This window comes from Luteibacter flocculans, from assembly GCF_023612255.1.
In the GTDB taxonomy this organism is placed as follows: Bacteria; Pseudomonadota; Gammaproteobacteria; order Xanthomonadales; family Rhodanobacteraceae; genus Luteibacter; species Luteibacter flocculans.
In genome coordinates this window covers 205,449-225,000 of sequence record NZ_CP063231.1, presented here as the reverse complement: position 1 = coordinate 225,000, position 19,552 = coordinate 205,449, and the positions used below count along the sequence as shown (strand labels likewise).

Sequence of the window (19,552 nt, the reverse complement as noted above, 5' to 3'; positions counted from 1 at the left end):
CGGCGGCTGGCCGTGGTGCTCCTGCAGGGCACGCCCCATCAGCAGGTTGAACTTCTGGTCCGTGCCGCCGAGTTCCACGTCACATTCGAGGGCCACCGAGTCATACCCCTGCACCAGGGGGTAGAGGAACTCGTGGATCGCGATCGGCTGCTCCGACTTGTAACGCTTGGCGAAATCGTCGCGCTCGAGCATGCGCGCCACCGTGTGCTGCGCGGCGAGGCGGATCATGTCCGCCGCGCCCATCTTGCCGAACCACTCGGAATTGAAGCGAAGCTCCGTCTTGTCGCGGTCGAGCACCTTGTAGACCTGCTCGGCGTAGGTTTCCGCGTTGGCCAGCACGTCCTCGCGGGTCAGCGGCTTGCGCGTCACGTTCTTGCCGGTCGGATCGCCGATCATTCCCGTGAAGTCACCGATCAGGAAGATGACCTGGTGACCCAGGTCCTGGAACTGGCGCATCTTGTTGAGCAACACCGTATGGCCCAGATGCAGGTCCGGCGCCGTCGGGTCGAAGCCCGCCTTGATGCGCAGCGGGCGCCCCAGCTTGAGACGCGCCTCGAGGTCGTCCTTCTTGATGATCTCGTCGGCGCCGCGGGCGATCAGCGCCAGGGCCTGGTCCAGCTCGTTCATGCGTTCTCTCATTCGAATGGGTCTTCGGCCTTCACATTCGTATGTGAAGACGCCGTGGGGTTAATTGTGCGTTAACCGCAAGAAGCGATGCAAAGCCTTGATGGGAAAGGCGTTGACGGCCTTTGCACAGGGCCGCTATGGTACGCGACAAGTCGGGGCGAGCGGATACAAGAAAGACAATGGGTGATGTGAACCGCGGAGCGCATGACGCACGCAAGCAGGCCATCCGGCGCAAGGCGCAGCGCCGTCATTCGCACTTCTATGATAGTCGCGCCGCTCATTGGTCCTTCAGTCGCAATGCGTCCGCGGAACCGCTGAGCTGGACACGCGAACGGTGGATCCTCGCCGGCACCGCGTTCCTCCTGGTCATTCTGTCGGCGCTCGTGATTCCGGCCTGGGCCGGCGCGATGAAGAAGCAGACGGTCACCAGCGCCACGCCACCGATCCACGCCGTTGTCCCGCTGGCCGTACCGAAGATCGATCCCGCCAGCATCAAGCCGCTTGCCCCTGTGGAGACGTGGCAGACGGTCCAGGTGCAGCCTGGCCAGACCCTCGCCGACATTTTCCTTGCCCAGGGTCTCAGCATGACCGACCTGCAGCACGTCATCGACGGCGCGGGCGGTTCGAAGGCCTTCCACCAGATCAAGCCGGGCCAGGAATTCCAGTTCCTTATCGGCGGCGACCACGTCCTCAAGGGCGTGCGCTTCGATCAGGACGAAGCCAGCATCGCCACGTTGCGTCTCGACGGTGCATCGCCGCAGCTCACCACGCAGAAGCGCGACGTGCAGCGTCGCGAGCACATCGCCCACGGCGAGATCGACAGCTCGTTGTTCGGTGCCGCATCCAAGGCCGGCATGAGCAACGCGATGGTGTTGAAGCTCGCCGAAGTGTTCAAGTTCGATATCGACTTCGTGCAGGACCTGCGCGTCGGCGACAACTTCACCGTCATCTATGACGACGTGTACAGCGATGGCGCGTTCCTGCGCGAAGGCGACATCGTTGCCGCCGAGTTCGTGAACCAGGGCAAGCGCTATACCGCGTACCGCTTCAAGAACAGCGACGGCAAGGTCAGCTACTTCAGCGAGGAAGGTCGTCCGCTTACCGGCTCGTTCCTGCGCATCCCCGTCGACTTCACCCGCATCTCGTCGCAGTTCAGCGCCGGTCGCATGCATCCCATCCTCGGCAAGATGCGCGCGCACAAGGGCGTCGATTATGCCGCGCCCACCGGCACGCCCATTCACGCGGCGGGCGACGGTGTGGTCAAGTTCCGCGGCTGGATGAACGGCTACGGCAACTTCGTGGTCATCCAGCACAACGCCACCATCAGCACGGCCTACGGGCACATGTCGCGCTTTGCGAACTTGCGCGTCGGCCAGCGCGTGAGCCAGGGCAGCACCATCGGCTACGTCGGCATGACCGGCCTCGCCACCGGCCCGCACCTGCATTACGAATTCCGCGTCAACAACGTGCAGCGCGATCCGCAGACGGTCACCCTGCCCAAGCCCGAACCGTTGCCGGCGGCGCAGCTCGCGAAGTTCAAGAAGGAAGTGGTTGGGCCACAACTGGCGCGACTCAATCAAGTCGACAGCAACGTCAAGCTGGCCCGCACGGACACCGGCAAGCAAGACAACGACTGACCCATGACCCAGGGCATGGACGGCCTCTACCTCGGCCTTATTTCGGGCACCAGCGCAGACGGCATCGACGCTGCGCTGGTCCACTTCGACAACGGCCGCCCCGCGCTGCGCGCGGCCGCGACGCATCCTTGGGACGATCACCTCCGTCGCCAGGTCCTGGCCGTGGCGCAGGACGAGATCCGCCTCGACCTCGACGCCTACGGTCGACTGGACGTCGCCATCGGTCGCGCCTTTGCGAATGCGGCCAGCGCACTGCTCGCGTCAGCTGGCGTGTCTTCGCGCGACGTGATCGCCATCGGCTCGCACGGACAAACGATCCGCCATCGCCCTAGCGGCGACTACCCTTTCACCCTGCAAGTGGGCGATCCCTCCGTCATCGCGGAATGCACGGGCATCGCCACGGTCGCCGACTTCCGTCGCGCCGACGTCGCGGCGGGCGGACAAGGCGCTCCTCTCGTACCGGCCTTCCACGCCACCGTGCTCCGCCCGGAGCATGGCGCCCGCGTGGTCTTGAACCTGGGTGGCATCGCCAACGTCACGCGTCTGGACGCGTCGGGTGCGATCACCGGCTTCGATACAGGCCCGGCCAATGGCCTCATGGATGCCTGGTGCCTGCGCCATCGCGGCGAAGCCTTCGACCGCGACGGCCACTTCGCGGCATCCGGCCGTATCGACGACGCGTTGCTTGCCGAGCTCCTGGACGACGCCTATTTCGCACTGCCGCCGCCGAAGAGCACCGGGCGCGAGCATTTCCACCTGGCATGGCTCGACATGCATTCGCGCGTGGCCGAGCTTTCGCCGGAAGACGTGCAGGCGACGCTACTGGCCGTCAGCGCTCACTCGGTGGCCGACGCCATTGCACTTCATGCAGGTGACGCCATCGATGTCGTCGCCTGCGGTGGCGGGGTGCATAACACCGCATTGATGCAGGCGATCGCCAGTCGACTGGAAGGCCGGCCGCTGCACACCAGCTCGGCCTTCGGCATCGATCCCGACGCCATGGAGGCCATGGCATTCGCGTGGCTCGCGTACCGCCGCCTGCGCGGTGAGCCTGGGAATCTACCCGCGGTGACTGGTGCCCGTGGCCTGCGGTTGCTTGGCGCCCTCTACGCAGCGCCGTGAGCGCCGGTAGAACCGCCATCCTTGTGGGAGCCGCCATGGCGGCGAGAAGCCAACGAAGCGGTGTAGCCGCAAGGTCGAGTCCTGGCGAAGCGGTGTAGCCGCGAGGTTACCCTCGCCGCTATAGCGGCTCCCACAGGCGGCTCCCACAGGAGGTCACCAAACGCGGCTTCCACAACGATCAGAAAGTCTCGGAAGTCTTCGCAGGGCGCGGGACGACATCGGCCAGCGCAGAAGGCGAGGCCTGCGCCAGGGCGGACAGCGCATCCTGAAACGCGGCCTGCTCTTCCGCATCCCATGCGCCGGTGAGGCGCGCGATATCGCCTGGTTCGAGCAAAAGCTCGTTGAACACGTCACCCGGGCTCAAGCCGAGCCCGTAGCGCAACGCGTGCAGGATCACCTCGTTGATCGACCAGCGGCGTTCGCGCGCAAGCGTCTTGATGCGCTCCGCCATCTGCTCGTCGATATGTCTCACCACTATATCCGGCACGTGCGTAACCTCCTCGCGCATGCCCCCTGTGGCGGCGATCTTACACAGTTTTGGCAAGCGACGAAGCTCGTCCGTCCGGCCGAGGTCATTAGTCCGTCCGGCTATGTGCCGGCACCGGCATCCGTCGCCACAGCACTGCCAGCACGATCAGCGTCGGCACGATGGATATCGTGCTGACAACGAACAGCGAGGGGTACCCGTCGCTCTTGACGAGAAAGCCGGAGAACCCGCCGAGCAACTTGCCGGGCAGGTTTGCCAGCGCGCTCAGCAAGGCGTACTGCGTGGCCGTAAAGCTGCGGTTGACCAGACCTGACATGAAGGCGACAAGAACCGGACCCGCGAACCCCTGGGCGAAGTTGTCGCCGGACAGCGTGGCAACGAATGCCCAGGTCTGACCGGGGTGGTTCGCCATGATCAGGTAAAGCATGTTCGACAGCGCGACGCCGACCGCCGAGATCGCCAGCAAACGGCGCATCTCGAAGCGTGTCACGGCCCAGCCACCGAGCAGCGCCCCAGCGATGCCGATGATGACGCCATAGACCTTCGACACCTCGGCGATCTGGGTCTTGCTGAACCCGGCATCCTGATAGAACGGATACGCCATCACGCCAAGCATCTGGTCGGGCAGACGGAACAGCGCCACGAACAGCAGCAGCCCCAGCGCAAGGCCAAGGCCATAGCGCGAAAGAAAGTCGCGGAAGGGCTCGACGAAGCCTTCCTGCACGGCAACCCGAAGCGGCACGCGCTCGCGCACGCGGTGCTCGGGCTCGCGGGCGACCAGCACGGCAACGATGGGAATGATGAGCAACCCGCAGATGGCGAGATAGCCTGCCTGCCAGCCCAGCGCGTCGGCGAGGAGGAGGATGCCTGCGCCACCGGCGATCAACCCGAGGCGGTAACCCAGCGTATAGGTCGCGGCCAGCGCACCCTGCGCTTCCTGCGGCGCGATCTCCACGCGGTAAGCGTCTACCACGATGTCGATGGTGGCACCGGCCAGTGCGGCCACCAGCGTCATCGCCATGAAGCGCAGCAGTGAGGCTGTCGGCGGCATGGCGGCCATGCCGAGCAGGCCGGCCGCCAGCAGCACCAGGGCGAACATCATCCAACCCCGACGCAGGCCAAGCCGACCGAATAGCGGCAACTTGAACCGATCGACGGCGGGCGACCAGAGAAACTTGAAGTTATAGGCAAAGGTCACGTAGCTGGCGATGCCGATCGCCCCGTAGTCCACGCCGGACTCCCGAAGCCATGCCGAGAGCGTGTTGCCCACCAGCAGGAACGGCAGGCCCGAGGCCAGGCCGAAGAACAGCATGATGACGGCGCCAGGCTGGGCGAACGCCGCCACAACGCCGCGCAAGCCCTTGTAGCGAACCGCGCCTGTCGGCTCGCTCACTCGGCGTAGTCCACGGTGAACGGGGCGTGGTCCGAGAAACGCTCGTCGCGATAGATCGAGCAGCCGCGCAAGCGATCGCGAAGGCCTGGGGTCACGATCTGGTAGTCGATGCGCCAACCGACGTTGTTCGCCCGCGCCTGGCCGCGGTTCGACCACCAGGTGTACTCCACCGCATCGGGCTTGATCGCACGGAAACTGTCGACCCAGCCGATCTCCTTGAAGAGGAGGTCAAGCCAGGCGCGTTCCTCGGGCAGGCAACCCGAGTTCTTCTGATTCGACGTCCAGTTCTTGATGTCGTTTTTCGTGTGCACGATGTTCCAATCGCCACACAACACGTAATCGCGGCCGCTCGTCGCCCACTCGCGCAGGATCGGCGTCAGCCATTCCATGATCCGGAACTTGTACTGCTGACGTTCGTCGCCCGACGACCCGGACGGGATGTAGAAGGACACGACGCTGAGGTTGCCGTAGCGGGCCTCGATGTAGCGGCCCTCGCAGTCGAAGTCCTCCCGACCCAGCGACACGCGCACTTCGTCCGGCTCACGCTTCGAATAGATGGCCACACCGCTGTAGCCCTTCTTGCTGCGAGCGTCGTGATAGAAGCAGTGATGCCCATCGGGACGGAACATGGGATCGGTGAGCTGCGCCTCCTGGGCCTTGGTTTCCTGCAGGCAGACGACGTCGGCGTCCTGCTTGCGCAGCCACTCGAAGAAGCCCTTGGTGGCGGCGGAGCGGATGCCGTTGGCATTCAGCGAAATAATGCGCATGGGACCTTGCAGATGACGTTCGACGATCCGCCATCATAACCCGCAGCCGATGTCTCCCAGACCGCTGCGGACTCTCGCCGCGGCCCCTCAACCGTGCGTCCTCTACAATGGGCGCATGCCTCCCACGATTCGCGTGCTGCCGGTCGACGACGCGCTGCGTCCTGCCGTGCTAGCCCTTGCCGTTCATCCCGACCAGGTCGCCTTCGTCGGCCATGTCGCCGATTCCCTGGCCGACGTCGCCGTGTGCCCGGGCAGCGAAGCGTTTGCCTTGCTGCACGGGGACGATCCCGTCGGTTACGTACGGATCGATCGCCATGCCCATGCGCTCGGCGACCATCCGTTGGCAACGGGCGCCGTGGCCCTGCGCAGTTTTCTGATCGACGCCACCCGGCAAGGCCAGGGGCTGGGCGCGGCCGCGCTCGCCGCGATCCATGACGAGGTGGCGCGCCGCCACCCCGATCGCACGCGCATCCTGCTCACGGTCAACGTGCGTAATGCCGCCGCGGTGCGCGCGTACCAGCGCGCCGGATACTGCGACAGCGGCGAGTTGTACCATGGCGGCAGTGCGGGACCGCAGCACATGCTCTGGTACCCGCTGCCTTCTTCCCATCCCTAGACGAGACGGCCCGTGCACGATTACCAGCGCGAATTCATTGAACTCACCCTCGCCCGCGACGTTCTCCGCTTCGGCGAATTCACGCTGAAGTCCGGCCGCAGCAGTCCTTACTTCTTCAACATGGGCCGGATCGACTCCGGTGCGGCCCTGGGCCGACTCGGGCGCGCCTATGCCGAAGCCGCCACGCGCTCCGGCGTGCCGTTCGACATGCTGTTCGGCCCGGCCTACAAGGGCATCGCCCTCGCCGCGGCCACCGCCATCGCGCTCGCCGATACGCAGGGCCGCGACGTGCCCTGGGCCTATAACCGCAAGGAAGCGAAAAGCCATGGCGAGGGCGGCACCCTCGTCGGCGCCCCGTTGCGCGGCCGCGTGCTGATCGTGGACGACGTGATGACCGCCGGCACGGCCGTGCGCGAATCGCTCGAACTCATCCGGGCGCAGGGCGCCGAGCCGGCGGGCGTGCTGATTGCACTGGACCGACAGGAGCGCGGCCAGGGCGAGTTGTCGGCTGCGCAGGAGGTGTCGGCGCAGTTCGGCATTCCCGTCATCGCGATCGCGAGCCTGGCCGACGTGCTCGCCTATGCCGGCGAAAACCCCGCTTTGGCAGCGGAGCACCGCCGACTGCTCGCCTACCGCGAGGAATACGGCGTGTCGACCTGAGCGAAACCGCGACTGCGTCACGTGGCCGGGCTAACCTCCCGGCCATGCGCGATGGTTCCTCGTCCGCTGGCTATACTCCGCCCACAGGAGGGGAAAGCATGCGAGCAGCGCGATTGATCCTGGCGGGGGCGGCCTTGTGCATAGGCACGACCGCGCTGGCCCAGAACACCAACAGCAATGGCTACCGTTACCGCTGGAAGGACGCCTCCGGGCAGTCCTATTTCAGCGATAGCCTCACGTCCGACGCGATGAAGGTGGGCTACGACGTCGTCAATCCGGCGGGAGTCGTGGTGCGCCATGTGGACCGCCAGCTGACGCCCGAAGAACGCGCAGCCGCCAAGGCGCTGGCCGACCAGCGCGCGGCAGAGGAACAGGCACGGCAGCAGCGTCAGCGCGAGGACGCGCAGATGTTGAACGCCTACCCCGATGAAGCCTCCTTCGCCGCCGCCAAGAACGCGGAACTGGACAACTTCGAGCAGGCGGCGCGAACCACGCGGCTGAACCTGCAAGGCCAGGAGAAGGCCCTGGCGGATCTGCTCACTCGCGCGGGCGACATGGAACGCGCCAAGCAGCCGGTGCCCAAGTACCTCAACGATCGCATCGCGGAGCAGCGCAATACGGTGGCCTCCCTGCGCGCGACGCTACAGCGCCAGCAGGCGGCCAAGGAAGCCGCGCGGGCCAACACGGACGCGCAACTGCGCCACTACCGCGAACTCAAGGCGGCCGCGGCGAACCCGGGGAACTGAGTGCTGCCCTAGAAGGGCAGCACCAGGTGGCTGTCCACGGCCAGCAGGCGTTCGCGGAACGTCTGCTTGACCCGCTCGAGCGAGCGCCCGTTGTCGGCATCGAAACGGAAGATCAGCGCAGGCGACGTATTCGACGCCCGCACGAGACCCCATCCGTCCGGCCAATCCGCGCGGATGCCGTCGATCGTCGTCACCCGCGCATCCTCGAACGTGGCCGAGGCGCGGAATGCGTCCATGAAGCGCAGGTGGTCGCCTTCGGCCATGGGTAGGCGAAGCTCCGGGGTGGACACGCTCTTGGGCAGGCTGTCGAACAACTCGGTGACGGAGCGTTCTTCCAGGTCGCCCGCCACGATTTCGAGCAGTCGAGCGGCGGCGTAGATACCGTCGTCGAAGCCATACCAGCGGTTGTTGTCGGCAAAGAAGAAGTGGCCGCTCATTTCACCCGCCAGCGCCGCGCCGGTCTCGCGCATCTTCGCCTTGATCAGCGAATGCCCGGTACGCCACATCAAGGGCACGCCCGCCGCTTGCTGGATCACCGGGCGTAGATGGCCGGTGCACTTCACGTCGTAGATCACCGTAGCGCCCGGATTGCGCGCCAGCACGTCCTGGGCGAACAGCATCAGCAGGCGGTCGGGGTAGATGATCTCGCCGGCCTGGGTCACGACACCGAGCCGGTCGCCATCGCCGTCGAATGCCACGCCGATGTCCGCGCCGATCGTGTGCACCGCCGCGATGAGGTCCGCAAGGTTGCGTGGATCGGACGGGTCCGGGTGGTGATTGGGAAAATGACCGTCCACATCGCAGTAGAGAGGGATCACCTCGCAACCGATGTCCTCCAGCACGCGTGGCGCGACAGCACCCGCAGCGCCGTTGCCAGCGTCGACCACCACCTTCAGGCGGCGCTCCGCAGCGACGTCGCCGGCCACGCGCGACACGTAGGCGTCCACGATCGACTGCTCGCGCCACGTGCCGCCGCCGTCGGAGGGCAACCGATCTCCGGCGATGCGCCGATAGAGATCGGCGATGGCCTCCTCCGCGAGGGTCTCGCCACCGATGACGATCTTGAAGCCGTTATGGTCCGACGGATTGTGGCTACCGGTGACCGCAACGCCGCATCCCGTACCAAAGTGATACGCCGCGAAGTAGACCAGCGGCGTCGGCACCATGCCGAGGTCGATCACGTCGATGCCCGCCGCACGCAGGCCGTCGGACAACGCATTCGCGAGTTCGGGACCTGACAACCGCCCGTCGCGGCCGACCACGATCTCGCGAAGGTCGCGCTCGAGCATGCACGCACCCACCGCCTGGCCGATGCGATGGGCCACGTCGGCCGTGAGCGCTGTCCCCACCACGCCGCGGATGTCGTAAGCACGGAAGATCGCCCGATCCACGGCGGTCGGCGCACGCGGCGCGGGCGTGGGCGGTGGCGGGGCAAGTGCGGCCGGCGGGGGTGGAAGCTTGGGTGCGCGAACGACGTCTGCCAGCAGCACGTCTTCGTCGGGCACGGCCTCCGGCTCGACCGCCGTGCGCCGTTGCGACGCCCAAAGCAAGAGCGCGCCGCCGCCAAGACCGACGAGCGTCAGCAGTACAGCCAACACCTCCGAATGGGGAATGACGATGAAAGCCTGCGGCATCGCCGCGAAGACGAACAACGTGGTGCCCGTCACGCGCTGGCCTTCGGGCTCCAGGTCGGCCGACCGCGATCCCTTCGAAAGCAGTGACAGGCTGTCGCGACCGTCGCCCTGACGCAGCTCGATACGACCCGCGCCGGGAGAGAGGCCGTCGAAACGAGCGGCAACCTCGTCAAAGGGATACTCGACCCAGATCCAGTCGTGCACCGAGCCATCGACGTTCACCGGCTCGACGATGGTCAACCGACGCTCGCCGCCGTGCAGCGACGTGGACGCGGGCGGGGAACCTTCCGAGCCCAGTGCCGCCATCAACTGCGCAGCCTTCGCATAGCCGAAGTCCCGGTAGTTGGCGCGCACCACTTCATCGAGCCCGCCGCTGTAGACCTCCACGTTGCGCGCGCCGGGCAGGGCCGCGCGCAGGCGTTCCGCGGCGGCCGTGCGGTCCTCGATGCCGGCCGCCATGCCGGCGTCGCCGAGCACCCGATGCAGGCCCTGGCGCTTCGTCGCCACGAGGTCGCTCAGCTCGCGTACCGCCTGGCGCTGGGCTTCACGCGTACGCTCGGCCGCGCTGCCCTCGTCGGCGATCAGCCATGCCTGCCACGCGCAGAACGCGCCCGCCACGAGCAGCAACGTCGCCCCGGCGAGGGGCAGCAGACGTCGCAGATCGACCCGGGACATACGTCCCGCCCCTCCCTCTTTCCGAGCCATGGTGCCCCTTTATCCCTCGGAGAATCAGCCAACACCCGTGGAGCCGAATCCTCCCTCGCCCCGCTGCGAGGGGGTGAATCCGTCGACCACGCGCAAACGCGCCCGTCCCACCGGTACCAGCAATAATTGCGCAATCCGGTCGCCCGGCGCGATGGTCACGTCGGCGTTACCGCGATTCCAGCACGAAATCATCAACGGACCCTGGTAATCGGCGTCGATCACGCCGACCAGATTGCCCATCACGAGGCCTTGCTTATGGCCGAGCCCCGACCGCGGGACGATGAGCGCACACCATGCCGGATCGCCGATGTGAATGGCCATGCCGGTCGGTACCAGCAGACTCTGTCCCGGGGCGAGCGTCGTCGGTTCGTTCACGGCGGCGCGCAGGTCCATGCCCGCGCTGCCCGCCGTCGCAGGCTCGGGCAACGGAATGCTGTCGCCCAGGCGCGGGTCGAGAATCTTCAGTTCGATATCGATCAAGAGGTGCGTCCGGTGCCGGAAAGGAATCGTTCGGCGATGCATGCGACGAGCCGGCGGGCCAGCTCCGTCTTCGGCATCTCCGGGAGGGTGGCGTCGCCATCGGGCCAATACAGGTGCAGCGCGTTGTTCGCCACTTCGAATCCCTTGCCTTCGCCGACCTCGTTGGCCGCGATCATGTCTATACGCTTGCGACGTAGCTTGTCCTGCGCGTAACCGGCCAGTTCGCGCGTTTCCGCCGCGAAGCCGACCAGGAACGGACGCGATGGTCGGGTCGACAGCGTGGCGATGATGTCGGGGTTCTCGATGAGTTCGATGCGCAGCGGCGCGCCATCCGCCTTCTTCAACTTGTGCGCCGCCTCGACATCCGGTCGATAGTCGCCCACCGCCGCGGCACCGACGTAGATGTCGGCATGCTCTGCGGCAGCCAGCACGGCGTCGTGCATCTGCCGAGCGCTGCGCACGTCCACCCGCCGAATACCCGGCGGCGTGGGAAGGCTCACCGGGCCGGCAATCAGCGTGACGTCGGCGCCGGCATCGCGCGCCGCGGCAGCCACGGCGAACCCCATGCGACCGGAGCTGCGATTGCCGATAAAGCGCACCGGATCGATGTCCTCGTACGTCGGGCCGGCACTGACCACCACCGTGCGGCCGCGCAGCGGCTGCTCGCCGAACGAGGCCACAAGGATGTCGCGCAGTTCGTGCGGCTCCAGCATGCGGCCCGATCCGATGTCGCCACAGGCCTGATCGCCGTCCGCCGGGCCAAGCACGCCGATGCCGCGCACTCGCAGCGTGCCCACGTTCGCCTGCACGGCGAGGTTCGCCCACATCTGCTGATTCATCGCGGGCGCCACGTAAACCGGTGCCGCGGTCGCCAGCACGACCGTCGAGAGCAGATCGTCCGCCAAGCCGTGCGCCAGCCGCGCGATCGTATCGGCACTGGCCGGGGCAATGAGCACGCGTTCGGCCCAGCGAGCGAGTTCGATATGACCCATCGCCGCTTCGCCGTGTTCGTCCCACAGGCTGACGCGCACCGGCTGACCGGAAAGCGCCTGGAACGTGGTGGGCGTGACGAAATGCGTGGCGCCCTCGGTCATCACCACGCGCACCTCGGCGTCGAGGTCACGCAGACGGCGCACCAGTTCGCAGGTCTTGTAGGCAGCGATACCTCCGGTAACGCCAATCAGGATGCGACGCTGGCGAAGGCTCATGACGACACGGCGCTGTTCGGAAGGGTCATAAGCTTAACGGAAAACCCGCGACCCACCGCGCGCGCGATTTTTCAGAATCGTTCTATCGTCACGCCACCCACCGCAACCCTAAATTGTAGGTCGCGCCGCGCTTCCCATGCGGGCATCCACGTGAGGTGAGCATATGAAGCGCGCGTCCGACGAATCCGCTGCCGTCCGCGAAGCACCGGCATCCCCCGCGATGTATCACCCGCAGCCGATCCGAACATGGGCCGCTCACGAGCGCCCGCGCGAACGCCTCTACGCGCACGGCGCCGCCGCCTTGTCCGACGCGGAACTGCTGGCCGTGCTGCTCGGCAACGGAAGCATGGGATGCGATGCCGTCGCGACAGGCCGCGCACTCCTCGCCGGGGCCGGCAGCCTTGGACGGCTGCTCGCCGAACCAGACGATCTTCCGCGGGTCAGCGGCGTGGGGCCGGTCAAGCGCGCTCGCCTGATTGCCACCCTGGAGTTGGCGCGGCGAGCCCTCGGCGAGGGGCTGGTCCAGCTTCCGTGCATCCAGAACCCTCGCGACAGCGCCGAATACCTCCGCGCACGGATGCGTCACCTGCGTACCGAAGTCTTTGCCTGCCTGTTTCTCGACACGCGGCACCGCGTGCTTGCCTACGAAGAATTGTTCAGGGGTACGATCGACGGCGCCAGCGTCTATCCGCGCGAAGTGGTCCGCGCTTGCCTGCGCCACCACGCGAGCGCGGTGATCCTTGCCCACAATCACCCTTCGGGCATCGCCGAGCCTAGCCGCGCCGACCGCGACATCACTCTCACCCTGGTCAATGCGCTCGCTCTGATGGACATCCGGGTGCTCGACCACCTGATCATCGGGCAGGGCGACCCGTTCTCCATGGCGGAGCGCGGGATGCTGGTGGCGTAGCCCCCCCCCAAGGCGGCCACGCAAAAAAAAACGGCGCGAGTGCCGCTCGCGCCGTCTGGGTCACCTTCGAGGGAGGGGGCAGGTAACCCGTTGTGCCGCCGGGCCGGGGAGACACCTGGCACGAAGGGAAGTGTGACGCGGGGCGATGACAGGGCCGTGACGCGCATCCGCAAGCCCGGTGACGGCGCGGCTGTCCCGACTTATGCACACCGGGCCTTTTTGCCACTTGGGCGTCACAGTTGCTGTCCGCGCGCAGGTCACTCATCCAAGTACATGATTTAATTGAAATCCCTCTGTTACGGAGTGGTTTCATCAACGACGAACGCCAGGGAAACGCCTGAGTCCCCCTTATTGCCCACAGAGTTATCCACAGGCTGTGGATACGTGGAGACGGTCGATCCACCCCTTCTGCTACGATTGCCGGTTCCATATCCGCGCCGCCCATCCCGTGAAACAAGAGCTGAAACAACTCGTCCTGCAGGCCATCGGAGCGTTGCGGGAGTCAGGCAAACTGCCGTCCGACTTCGTCGCGCCTGTGTTCGTCATCGAGCGCACCCGCAGCCGCGAGCACGGGGACTTCGCCACCAACGTCGCCATGATGATGTCGAAAGCCGCGGGCCGTAAGCCGCGCGACATCGCGACCGATCTGGTCGAGGCGCTGCCGGCGTCGCCGATGGTCGGCAAGGTGGAGATCGCCGGACCGGGCTTCATCAACTTCTTCCTCGCCCCTGCCGCGTTCCACGCCGAGATCGTGCGTGCGCTCGGCGAGGGCGACCGCTACGGCCACAACAAGGATGGCGCGGGCCGCACGGCGGGCGTGGAGTTCGTCTCGGCCAACCCCACCGGTCCGTTGCACGTAGGCCATGGCCGTGCCGCGGCGATCGGCGACAGCCTCGCCCGGCTTCTCGGCGCCGCCGGCTGGAAGGTGTTCCGCGAGTTCTACTACAACGACGCAGGCGTCCAGATCGCCAACCTCGCCCTGTCCACTCAGGCGCGCGCCAAGGGCATCGCGCCGGACGAGCCGGGCTGGCCGGAATCAGGCTACCGGGGCGATTACATCGCCGAGGTCGCGCGCGCCTTCCTTGCGAAGGAGTCCGTGGAGGCCGACGGCGAGACCGTCACCGCCACGGGCGATGCGGACAATCTGGACGACGTGCGCCGCTTCGCCGTGGCCTACCTGCGGCACGAGCAGGACCTCGACCTCAAGGCGTTCGGCGTCGACTTCGACGTCTATTACCTGGAGTCCTCCCTCTACACCGAGGGCAAGGTCGAGGAGACCGTGCGCGAACTGGTCGCCCATGGTCACACTTATGAAGAGGGCGGCGCACTCTGGCTGCGCTCGACCGATTTCGGTGACGACAAGGACCGCGTCATGCGCAAGTCCGACGGCACCTACACCTATTTCCTCCCGGACGTGGCCTATCACCGCACGAAGTGGCAGCGCGGCTACGAGCGCGCCATCACCGAGCTGGGCTCGGACCACCATGGCTCGCTCGCTCGCGTGAAAGCCGGCCTGCAGGCCCTCGATGCCGGCATTCCGAAGAACTGGCCGGAGTACGTGCTGCACCAGATGGTGACGGTGATGCGCGGCGGCGAGGAAGTGAAGATCTCCAAGCGCGCCGGCTCCTACGTCACGTTGCGCGATCTCATCGACGAAGCCGGGCGCGACGCGACGCGTTACTTCCTCATCGCGCGGAAAGCCGATTCGCAGCTGGTCTTCGACATCGACCTCGCTCGCTCGCAGAGCAACGACAATCCGGTGTACTACATCCAGTACGCCCACGCCCGCGCGTGTCGTGTCTTCCGTGAGCTCGCCGACCGTGGCCTCACCACCGATCGAGGCCACGGCCTGTCGAAGCTCGACCGCCTCGATACCGAGCACGAATCCATCTTGATGGTGGAACTCTCGCGGTACCCCGAGATCGTGGAATCGGCTGCCGCCAACCTCGAACCGCACCTGATCGCGCAATACCTGCGCGAGCTCGCTGGCGCGCTTCACAGCTACTATCACGAGCACAAGTGGATCGTCGACGACGCCGAGCTGCGCGATGCACGCCTGGCCCTCGTGGCCGCAACGCAGCAGGTGCTCAAGAACGGTCTTGATCTGCTGGGCATTTCCGCCCCGGAGAGCATGTAATGGCAACACGCAAGAAGGGCAAAGGTCGCCAGGCCGTCCGCAACGGCTCCAGCGGTATGCCGGGCTGGAGCTGGGCGTTGATCGGTATTCTTGCGGGCGCCCTGCTCATGGCGTTCGCCATGCGCGGTGCCTGGATGCCGATGATGCGCCAGCACGACGGCCCCGAACCGAATCCCAACGCCACGGCGCAGAAGAGCAGCGACCCGGGCGTCGTAGACCAGGCCGAGCCGGAAAAGCCGAAGAAGCCCTCGTACGATTTCTACTCCGTGCTTTCGGAGAAGGAAGTACGCATTCCGGATGCGGAGATTCGTGCGCAGGCCAGCGCGGAGGCTCAACAGAAACAGCAACAGCAGCAGGCGGCCCAGCAGCAGGCTCAGGCCCAGCAGGCAGCGGTGGCTCAGCAGCAGGCCCAGGCCAACGCCGCAGCGGCCAACCTGCCGAAGGCCACCACGCAGACGGTGACCGCGGTGCCAGCGCAACCGGCACCGGCCGCCGCTTCCGCCGGGTCGGGTTACCTGCTTCAGGTGGGTGCGTTCCCAAGTGCGAGCGACGCCGAGGCACTCAAGGCGAAGCTGGCACTCCAAGGCTTTGTCGCCAACGTGCAGTCGGTGAAGGTGGGTGCGCAGACTTACAACCGCGTGCGTCTGGGGCCGTTCAAATCGGCCACGGAACTGGAAAGCACGAAGCAGCGCCTGCAGTCGGCCGGCATCAGCGCGATCGCACTGAAAGAAGGCAGCTAGTCGTCGGACACCTGTGGCAGCGGCGATAAGCCAACAAAGCGTGCGGGAGTGAGGTGCATTTCCTCGCCGCCATGGCGGCTCCCACAGCGGCGAGGCAAGCCCTATCGCCAGCAGGCTGGCTCCCACCAACAGCCGTCCCTCGTGCTGAATTCTGATTGTGGGAGCCGCCATGGCGGCGAGAAGCTAACGAAGCGGTGTAGCGGCGAGGCAAGCCCTATCGCCAGCAGGCTGGCTCCCACCAACAGCCGTCCCTCGTGCTGAATTCTGATTGTGGGAGCCGCCATGGCGGCGAGAAGCTAACGAAGCGGTGTAGCGGCGAGGCAAGCCCCTATCGCCAGCAGGCTGGCTCCCACCAACAGCCGTCCCTCGTGCTGAATTCTGATTGTGGGAGCCGCCTGGCGGCGAGAAGCCAACGAAGCGGTGTAGCGGCGAGGCAAGCCCCCATCGCCAGCAGGCTGGCTCCCACCAACAGCCGCCCCTCGTGCTGAATTCTGACTGTGGGAGCCGCCATGGCGGCGAGAAGCCGACGGAGCGGTGTAGCGGTAGCGGTGAGACCCCACCCCCTCGCCGCCATGGCGGCTTCTACACGAGCGCCGCGATCAGCTCTTTCGCTTGAGCCGAATCAAGGCCGAGATGTCGTCGTCGCCATAGCCTCGCGCCATCAACTCGGCGAAGTCGGCCAGCGACCGTTCGATGATGGTGCGATCGGTGCCGGCTTCGTCGGCCATGCCGCGCACGATGCCGAGATCCTTGTGCAGCAGGGCGAGCTTGAAGCCGACGGCGAACTCGTCTCGCAGCATCGTGGCGCCACGCTTGTCGAGAAACCAGTTGCCGGCCGCGCCGGCAGACAAGGTGGGAATCAGCTTTTCCGGATCGAGTCCGAGCGCTTCGCCCAGGGCGAGGCCTTCGGTTACCGCCTGCGCGATGCCCGCGACCAGTACCTGATTCACGGCCTTGGTGGCCTGGCCGCTACCGACGTCCCCCATGGGCGTGATGCGCGCGCCGTAGGCTTCCAGCACCGGCCGCACATGCTCGAGCACGGCAGCGTCGCCCCCGACCATGATCGAGAGCTTGCCGTTCTTCGCGCCCTCGACACCGCCCGACACCGGCGCATCCAGAAACGCAGCGCCGACGTCCGCCAGCAGACTCGCCGCCTTCTTCGCGGTGGCCGGGGCGACGGTCGAGTGATCGATGACCGTGGCGCCTTGCTTCAGCGACGGCGCGAGCGCGTTGACCACGCCGATGACGTCCGCATCGGCGCTCACACAAAGCACGATGACGTCGCAGGACGCCGCGATCTCGGCGAGAGACGGTGCCGCGACACCCAACTCTGCCGCCAATGCATCGGCTTTCGCCTGCGAGCGATTGCCCACGGCCTGGAGCAGGCCCTTGGCGTGGAGATGACCGGCCATGGGCGCGCCCATCGCGCCGAGTCCGATGAATGCTGTCTTGAGGGTCATGGCCGTGCCTGATGGATGCTGCGTGGAAACATACGAGACGGCGCGGTGCACAAGGTGCACCGCGCCTCTTCTCAGCGCCCCGCGTTCTCGGCGAGGTAGGTGTAGCCGGTGAGGCCGTTGTCCAGCGTCGTGTAAAGCGTGTCCGCTTCTGCGCCGACGATACCGGCGGCGGCGAGGCGATCCGCATACGACTTCCGCAACGCCTTGAGGTCGTAGCCCACGTAGTCGAGCATCAGGTCCGTCGTATCGCCGCGACGGATGTGCGCGAACTCGTAGCCGTCGGCCGTGGCGCGTACGTTCACCGCGTCGGTGTCGCCGAACAGGTTGTGGATGTCGCCCAGGGTTTCCTGGTACGCGCCGACCATGAAGATGCCGAGCCGGTAGGATTCGTCTTCTTTGAGCGCATGCAACGGCAGGCTCACGTCCACGCCTTCCGCGTCCACGTAATGGTCGATCCGGCCGTCCGAGTCGCAGGTGAGGTCGGCGATCACGCCGCGTCGCAGCGGTTCCTCGTCGAGACGCGCGATCGGCACGATCGGGAAGATCTGATCGATCGCCCAGATGTCCGGCACCGACTCGAAGACCGAGAAATTCACGAAGTACTTGTCGACGAGCTTTTCGTCCAGGTCGTCCAGCGCCTGACGGTGCGCGCGCTCGGCCGGAAGCAGGCGCGGCCGCACCGCGTTGGCGATGGCATAGAACAGTTCATCGAGACGCGCGCGGTCGCGCAGGTCGAGTTGCCCCAGCGCATAAAGAGCCTGACCTTCGGCGAAGTGATGCTGCGCCTCGTGGAAAAGCTCCAGCGCGGGGCGATGATCGAGTTCGGCGTGGGTGTCGCGCAGGTGGCGAAGCACGGCGGGCTCGCCCGGGCGCTCCGGCGGAATGGCGCCCTGCGGCACCGGCTCCACTTCGCTCACGTTGACCACCATCACCGCGTGGTGAGCGGTCATGGCGCGGCCGGATTCGGTGAAGATCGTAGGCGCCTTCATCCCGTGCTCGGCCACGGCCTCGGCCAGCGGCTGCACGATGCTCGCCGCGTACTGGCCCAGGCTGTAATTGATCGAGTTGTAGCTGCGCGAGCGCGTACCCTCGTAGTCCACGCCGAGGCCACCGCCGACGTCCACGACGTCGATCGGCACGCCCAAACGATGCAGTTCCACGAAGTAACGCACGGCCTCGCGCATGCCCGCCGCGATGTCGCGCACGTTCGAGATCTGCGAACCCATGTGGAAATGCTGCAGCTTCAGCGTGTGCTTCAGACCCGCGGCGTCCAGCCGCTCGATCAGCTCGAGCACCTGGCCGGGGCTCAGGCCGAACTTGCCCTTGTCGCCACCGGTGTTCTGCCACTTGCCCGCGCCGATCGAGGCCAGACGCACGCGCACGCCCAGCAGGGGCTCCACGTCCAGCGCCTTCGCCTCGGCGAACACGTGATCGAGTTCGGACAGCTTCTCGATCACGATGTGCACGCGCAGGCCCAGCTTGAGGCCGATGAGGGCAAGACGGACGTATTCGCGGTCCTTGTAGCCGTTGCACACGACCATGCTGCCGGGCCGGGCATGCGCCAGCACCGCCATCAACTCGGGCTTGGAGCCGGCTTCAAGCCCGAAGCCCTGCTCGCCCGCGGCGACCAGTTCGCTGACGACGCCGCGCTGCTGGTTCACCTTGATCGGGTAGATCGCGGTGTAAGAGCCCGCGTAGTCGGCGTCGTCGATCGCCTTGGCGAACGCCTGCTGCAGCCGCGCAAGGCGGTCGGCCAGGATGTCGGGGAAGCGTACGAGCAGCGGCAGGCGGAGGCCTTCGGCCCGCGCGCGGTCGACGATCGCCGGCAGGTCGAGCGCCGGGCCGCCGTCGCCACGGGGGCGGATCAGCAGGTGGCCGTTGTCGGCTACGTCGACGTAGCCGTTGCTCCAATGCGGGATCGCGTAGGTCAGCTTCGCGCGATCGGTGGTCCAGTTCGTCATGGGGGTGACGATCTCCAAGTGATTGTGTCGTGTCCCCGTCAGGGGGCGCGGAACAGTCGCAGCGGCGAACCTTGACCTGAAGCGGGCCTGGCGGCCGGGAGCCTCGCACGCCGCGGGGCCGACCAGACTTTGGCTGCGCGGCCGGGACGGCCGGCGGCAGGCCGCCTATTGTAGCGGCGCGATGTGACATCCGGGTATCGCCGTCTCCCCGTCGGGAAAGCCCTACAGCCAGCTCCGGCCGGGGCTGGGCCGCATCCCGGCC

Annotated in this window: 17 protein-coding genes (1 of these 17 running past the window's edge); 8 read left to right on the top strand and 9 right to left on the bottom strand. The window is 66.5% G+C overall.

The annotated features are described in order from the left end of the window. On the bottom strand, positions 1 to 627 hold the 5' portion of the coding sequence (gene tyrS, locus IM816_RS00935; RefSeq protein ID WP_250339416.1) for a tyrosine--tRNA ligase. It extends 579 nt beyond the left edge of the window; the window shows 627 of its 1,206 coding nt (coding positions 1–627); its start codon is at positions 625 to 627; its stop codon lies beyond the left edge, outside the window. 179 nt (positions 628 to 806) lie between these two features. Here tyrS and IM816_RS00930 point away from each other — a divergent pair, with 179 nt between their 5' ends. After that, a complete protein-coding gene (locus IM816_RS00930) occupies positions 807 to 2,264 on the top strand; it encodes an OapA family protein (protein ID WP_250339415.1) in 1,458 nt (485 codons plus the stop codon). Positions 2,265 to 2,267: 3 nt separating this feature from the next. Then, positions 2,268 to 3,386 carry an anhydro-N-acetylmuramic acid kinase gene (locus IM816_RS00925; RefSeq protein ID WP_425602599.1) on the top strand — a complete coding sequence of 373 codons (1,119 nt, stop codon included), beginning with the start codon at positions 2,268 to 2,270 and terminating at the stop codon, positions 3,384 to 3,386. Positions 3,387 to 3,564: 178 nt separating this feature from the next. Here the strand turns inward: IM816_RS00925 and IM816_RS00920 are convergent, their stop codons facing one another. From IM816_RS00920 to IM816_RS00910, 3 genes are all read right to left on the bottom strand, one after another. Continuing rightward, positions 3,565 to 3,858: a hypothetical protein gene (locus tag IM816_RS00920; RefSeq protein WP_250339414.1), complete on the bottom strand. Its 294-nt coding sequence runs from the start codon at positions 3,856 to 3,858 to the stop codon at positions 3,565 to 3,567. A 103-nt stretch (positions 3,859 to 3,961) separates the two neighbouring features. Continuing rightward, the gene (locus tag IM816_RS00915) at positions 3,962 to 5,266 is read right to left on the bottom strand and encodes an AmpG family muropeptide MFS transporter (RefSeq protein ID WP_250339413.1); all 1,305 of its coding nucleotides are present in this window, start codon (positions 5,264 to 5,266) and stop codon (positions 3,962 to 3,964) included. After that, entirely contained in the window at positions 5,263 to 6,033 is a 771-nt protein-coding gene (locus IM816_RS00910) for an exodeoxyribonuclease III (RefSeq protein WP_072323227.1), read from the bottom strand. The genes IM816_RS00915 and IM816_RS00910 overlap by 4 nt, the downstream gene beginning before the upstream one ends. A 115-nt stretch (positions 6,034 to 6,148) precedes the next feature. Here IM816_RS00910 and IM816_RS00905 point away from each other — a divergent pair, with 115 nt between their 5' ends. The 3 genes from IM816_RS00905 to IM816_RS00895 all read left to right on the top strand — a co-directional run bounded on the left by IM816_RS00905 (position 6,149) and on the right by IM816_RS00895 (position 8,055). Next, positions 6,149 to 6,649: a GNAT family N-acetyltransferase gene (locus IM816_RS00905; protein WP_250339412.1), complete on the top strand. Its 501-nt coding sequence runs from the start codon at positions 6,149 to 6,151 to the stop codon at positions 6,647 to 6,649. A 12-nt stretch (positions 6,650 to 6,661) separates the two neighbouring features. Continuing rightward, positions 6,662 to 7,309 carry an orotate phosphoribosyltransferase gene (gene pyrE, locus IM816_RS00900; RefSeq protein WP_250339411.1) on the top strand — a complete coding sequence of 216 codons (648 nt, stop codon included), beginning with the start codon at positions 6,662 to 6,664 and terminating at the stop codon, positions 7,307 to 7,309. Positions 7,310 to 7,407: 98 nt separating this feature from the next. Then, on the top strand, positions 7,408 to 8,055 hold the full coding sequence (locus IM816_RS00895) for a DUF4124 domain-containing protein (RefSeq protein ID WP_072323230.1): 648 nt from the start codon (positions 7,408 to 7,410) through the stop codon (positions 8,053 to 8,055). Between the two features lie 8 nt (positions 8,056 to 8,063). On the opposite strand, the gene IM816_RS00890 is transcribed toward IM816_RS00895, so the two are convergent. From IM816_RS00890 to coaBC, 3 genes are read right to left on the bottom strand one after another with little or no spacing between them, the layout of a single operon-like run. After that, positions 8,064 to 10,364 carry a phosphomannomutase/phosphoglucomutase gene (locus tag IM816_RS00890; RefSeq protein ID WP_250339410.1) on the bottom strand — a complete coding sequence of 767 codons (2,301 nt, stop codon included), beginning with the start codon at positions 10,362 to 10,364 and terminating at the stop codon, positions 8,064 to 8,066. 54 nt (positions 10,365 to 10,418) lie between these two features. Then, positions 10,419 to 10,874: a dUTP diphosphatase gene (gene dut / locus IM816_RS00885; RefSeq protein WP_250339409.1), complete on the bottom strand. Its 456-nt coding sequence runs from the start codon at positions 10,872 to 10,874 to the stop codon at positions 10,419 to 10,421. Next, positions 10,871 to 12,082 (bottom strand): bifunctional phosphopantothenoylcysteine decarboxylase/phosphopantothenate--cysteine ligase CoaBC, encoded by a 1,212-nt coding sequence (gene coaBC, locus IM816_RS00880; RefSeq protein ID WP_072323233.1) that lies wholly within the window; start codon positions 12,080 to 12,082, stop codon positions 10,871 to 10,873. The genes dut and coaBC overlap by 4 nt, the downstream gene beginning before the upstream one ends. Before the next feature lie 220 nt (positions 12,083 to 12,302). On the opposite strand from coaBC, the gene radC reads away from it, so the two are divergent. From radC to IM816_RS00865, 3 genes are all read left to right on the top strand, one after another. Next, complete coding sequence (gene radC / locus IM816_RS00875) at positions 12,303 to 12,992, top strand: RadC family protein (RefSeq protein WP_250340663.1); 690 nt, start codon at positions 12,303 to 12,305, stop codon at positions 12,990 to 12,992. 448 nt (positions 12,993 to 13,440) lie between these two features. Continuing rightward, positions 13,441 to 15,129, top strand: a complete 1,689-nt coding sequence (argS, locus tag IM816_RS00870) for an arginine--tRNA ligase (protein WP_072323234.1) — start codon at positions 13,441 to 13,443, stop codon at positions 15,127 to 15,129. After that, complete coding sequence (locus tag IM816_RS00865; protein ID WP_072323235.1) at positions 15,129 to 15,869, top strand: SPOR domain-containing protein; 741 nt, start codon at positions 15,129 to 15,131, stop codon at positions 15,867 to 15,869. The genes argS and IM816_RS00865 overlap by 1 nt, the downstream gene beginning before the upstream one ends. Before the next feature lie 599 nt (positions 15,870 to 16,468). Here the strand turns inward: IM816_RS00865 and IM816_RS00860 are convergent. Both IM816_RS00860 and speA read right to left on the bottom strand, forming a co-directional pair. Continuing rightward, positions 16,469 to 17,329: an NAD(P)-dependent oxidoreductase gene (locus tag IM816_RS00860; RefSeq protein WP_250339408.1), complete on the bottom strand. Its 861-nt coding sequence runs from the start codon at positions 17,327 to 17,329 to the stop codon at positions 16,469 to 16,471. 71 nt (positions 17,330 to 17,400) lie between these two features. Continuing rightward, positions 17,401 to 19,290: an arginine decarboxylase gene (gene speA / locus IM816_RS00855; RefSeq protein ID WP_250339407.1), complete on the bottom strand. Its 1,890-nt coding sequence runs from the start codon at positions 19,288 to 19,290 to the stop codon at positions 17,401 to 17,403. Between the last annotated feature and the right edge of the window lie 262 nt (positions 19,291 to 19,552).

Bases quoted from the DNA above. Each gene is read 5' to 3' on its own strand.
- IM816_RS00930 (WP_250339415.1), top strand. From the start codon at position 807: ATGGGTGATGTGAACCGCGGAGCGCATGACGCACGCAAGCAGGCCATC.
- IM816_RS00925 (WP_425602599.1), top strand. From the start codon at position 2,268: ATGACCCAGGGCATGGACGGCCTCTACCTCGGCCTTATTTCGGGCACC.
- IM816_RS00910 (WP_072323227.1), bottom strand. From the start codon at position 6,033: ATGCGCATTATTTCGCTGAATGCCAACGGCATCCGCTCCGCCGCCACC.
- IM816_RS00905 (WP_250339412.1), top strand. From the start codon at position 6,149: ATGCCTCCCACGATTCGCGTGCTGCCGGTCGACGACGCGCTGCGTCCT.
- IM816_RS00895 (WP_072323230.1), top strand. From the start codon at position 7,408: ATGCGAGCAGCGCGATTGATCCTGGCGGGGGCGGCCTTGTGCATAGGC.
- IM816_RS00890 (WP_250339410.1), bottom strand. From the start codon at position 10,364: ATGTCCCGGGTCGATCTGCGACGTCTGCTGCCCCTCGCCGGGGCGACG.
- coaBC (WP_072323233.1), bottom strand. From the start codon at position 12,082: ATGAGCCTTCGCCAGCGTCGCATCCTGATTGGCGTTACCGGAGGTATC.
- radC (WP_250340663.1), top strand. From the start codon at position 12,303: ATGTATCACCCGCAGCCGATCCGAACATGGGCCGCTCACGAGCGCCCG.
- IM816_RS00865 (WP_072323235.1), top strand. From the start codon at position 15,129: ATGGCAACACGCAAGAAGGGCAAAGGTCGCCAGGCCGTCCGCAACGGC.
- IM816_RS00860 (WP_250339408.1), bottom strand. From the start codon at position 17,329: ATGACCCTCAAGACAGCATTCATCGGACTCGGCGCGATGGGCGCGCCC.
- speA (WP_250339407.1), bottom strand. From the start codon at position 19,290: ATGACGAACTGGACCACCGATCGCGCGAAGCTGACCTACGCGATCCCG.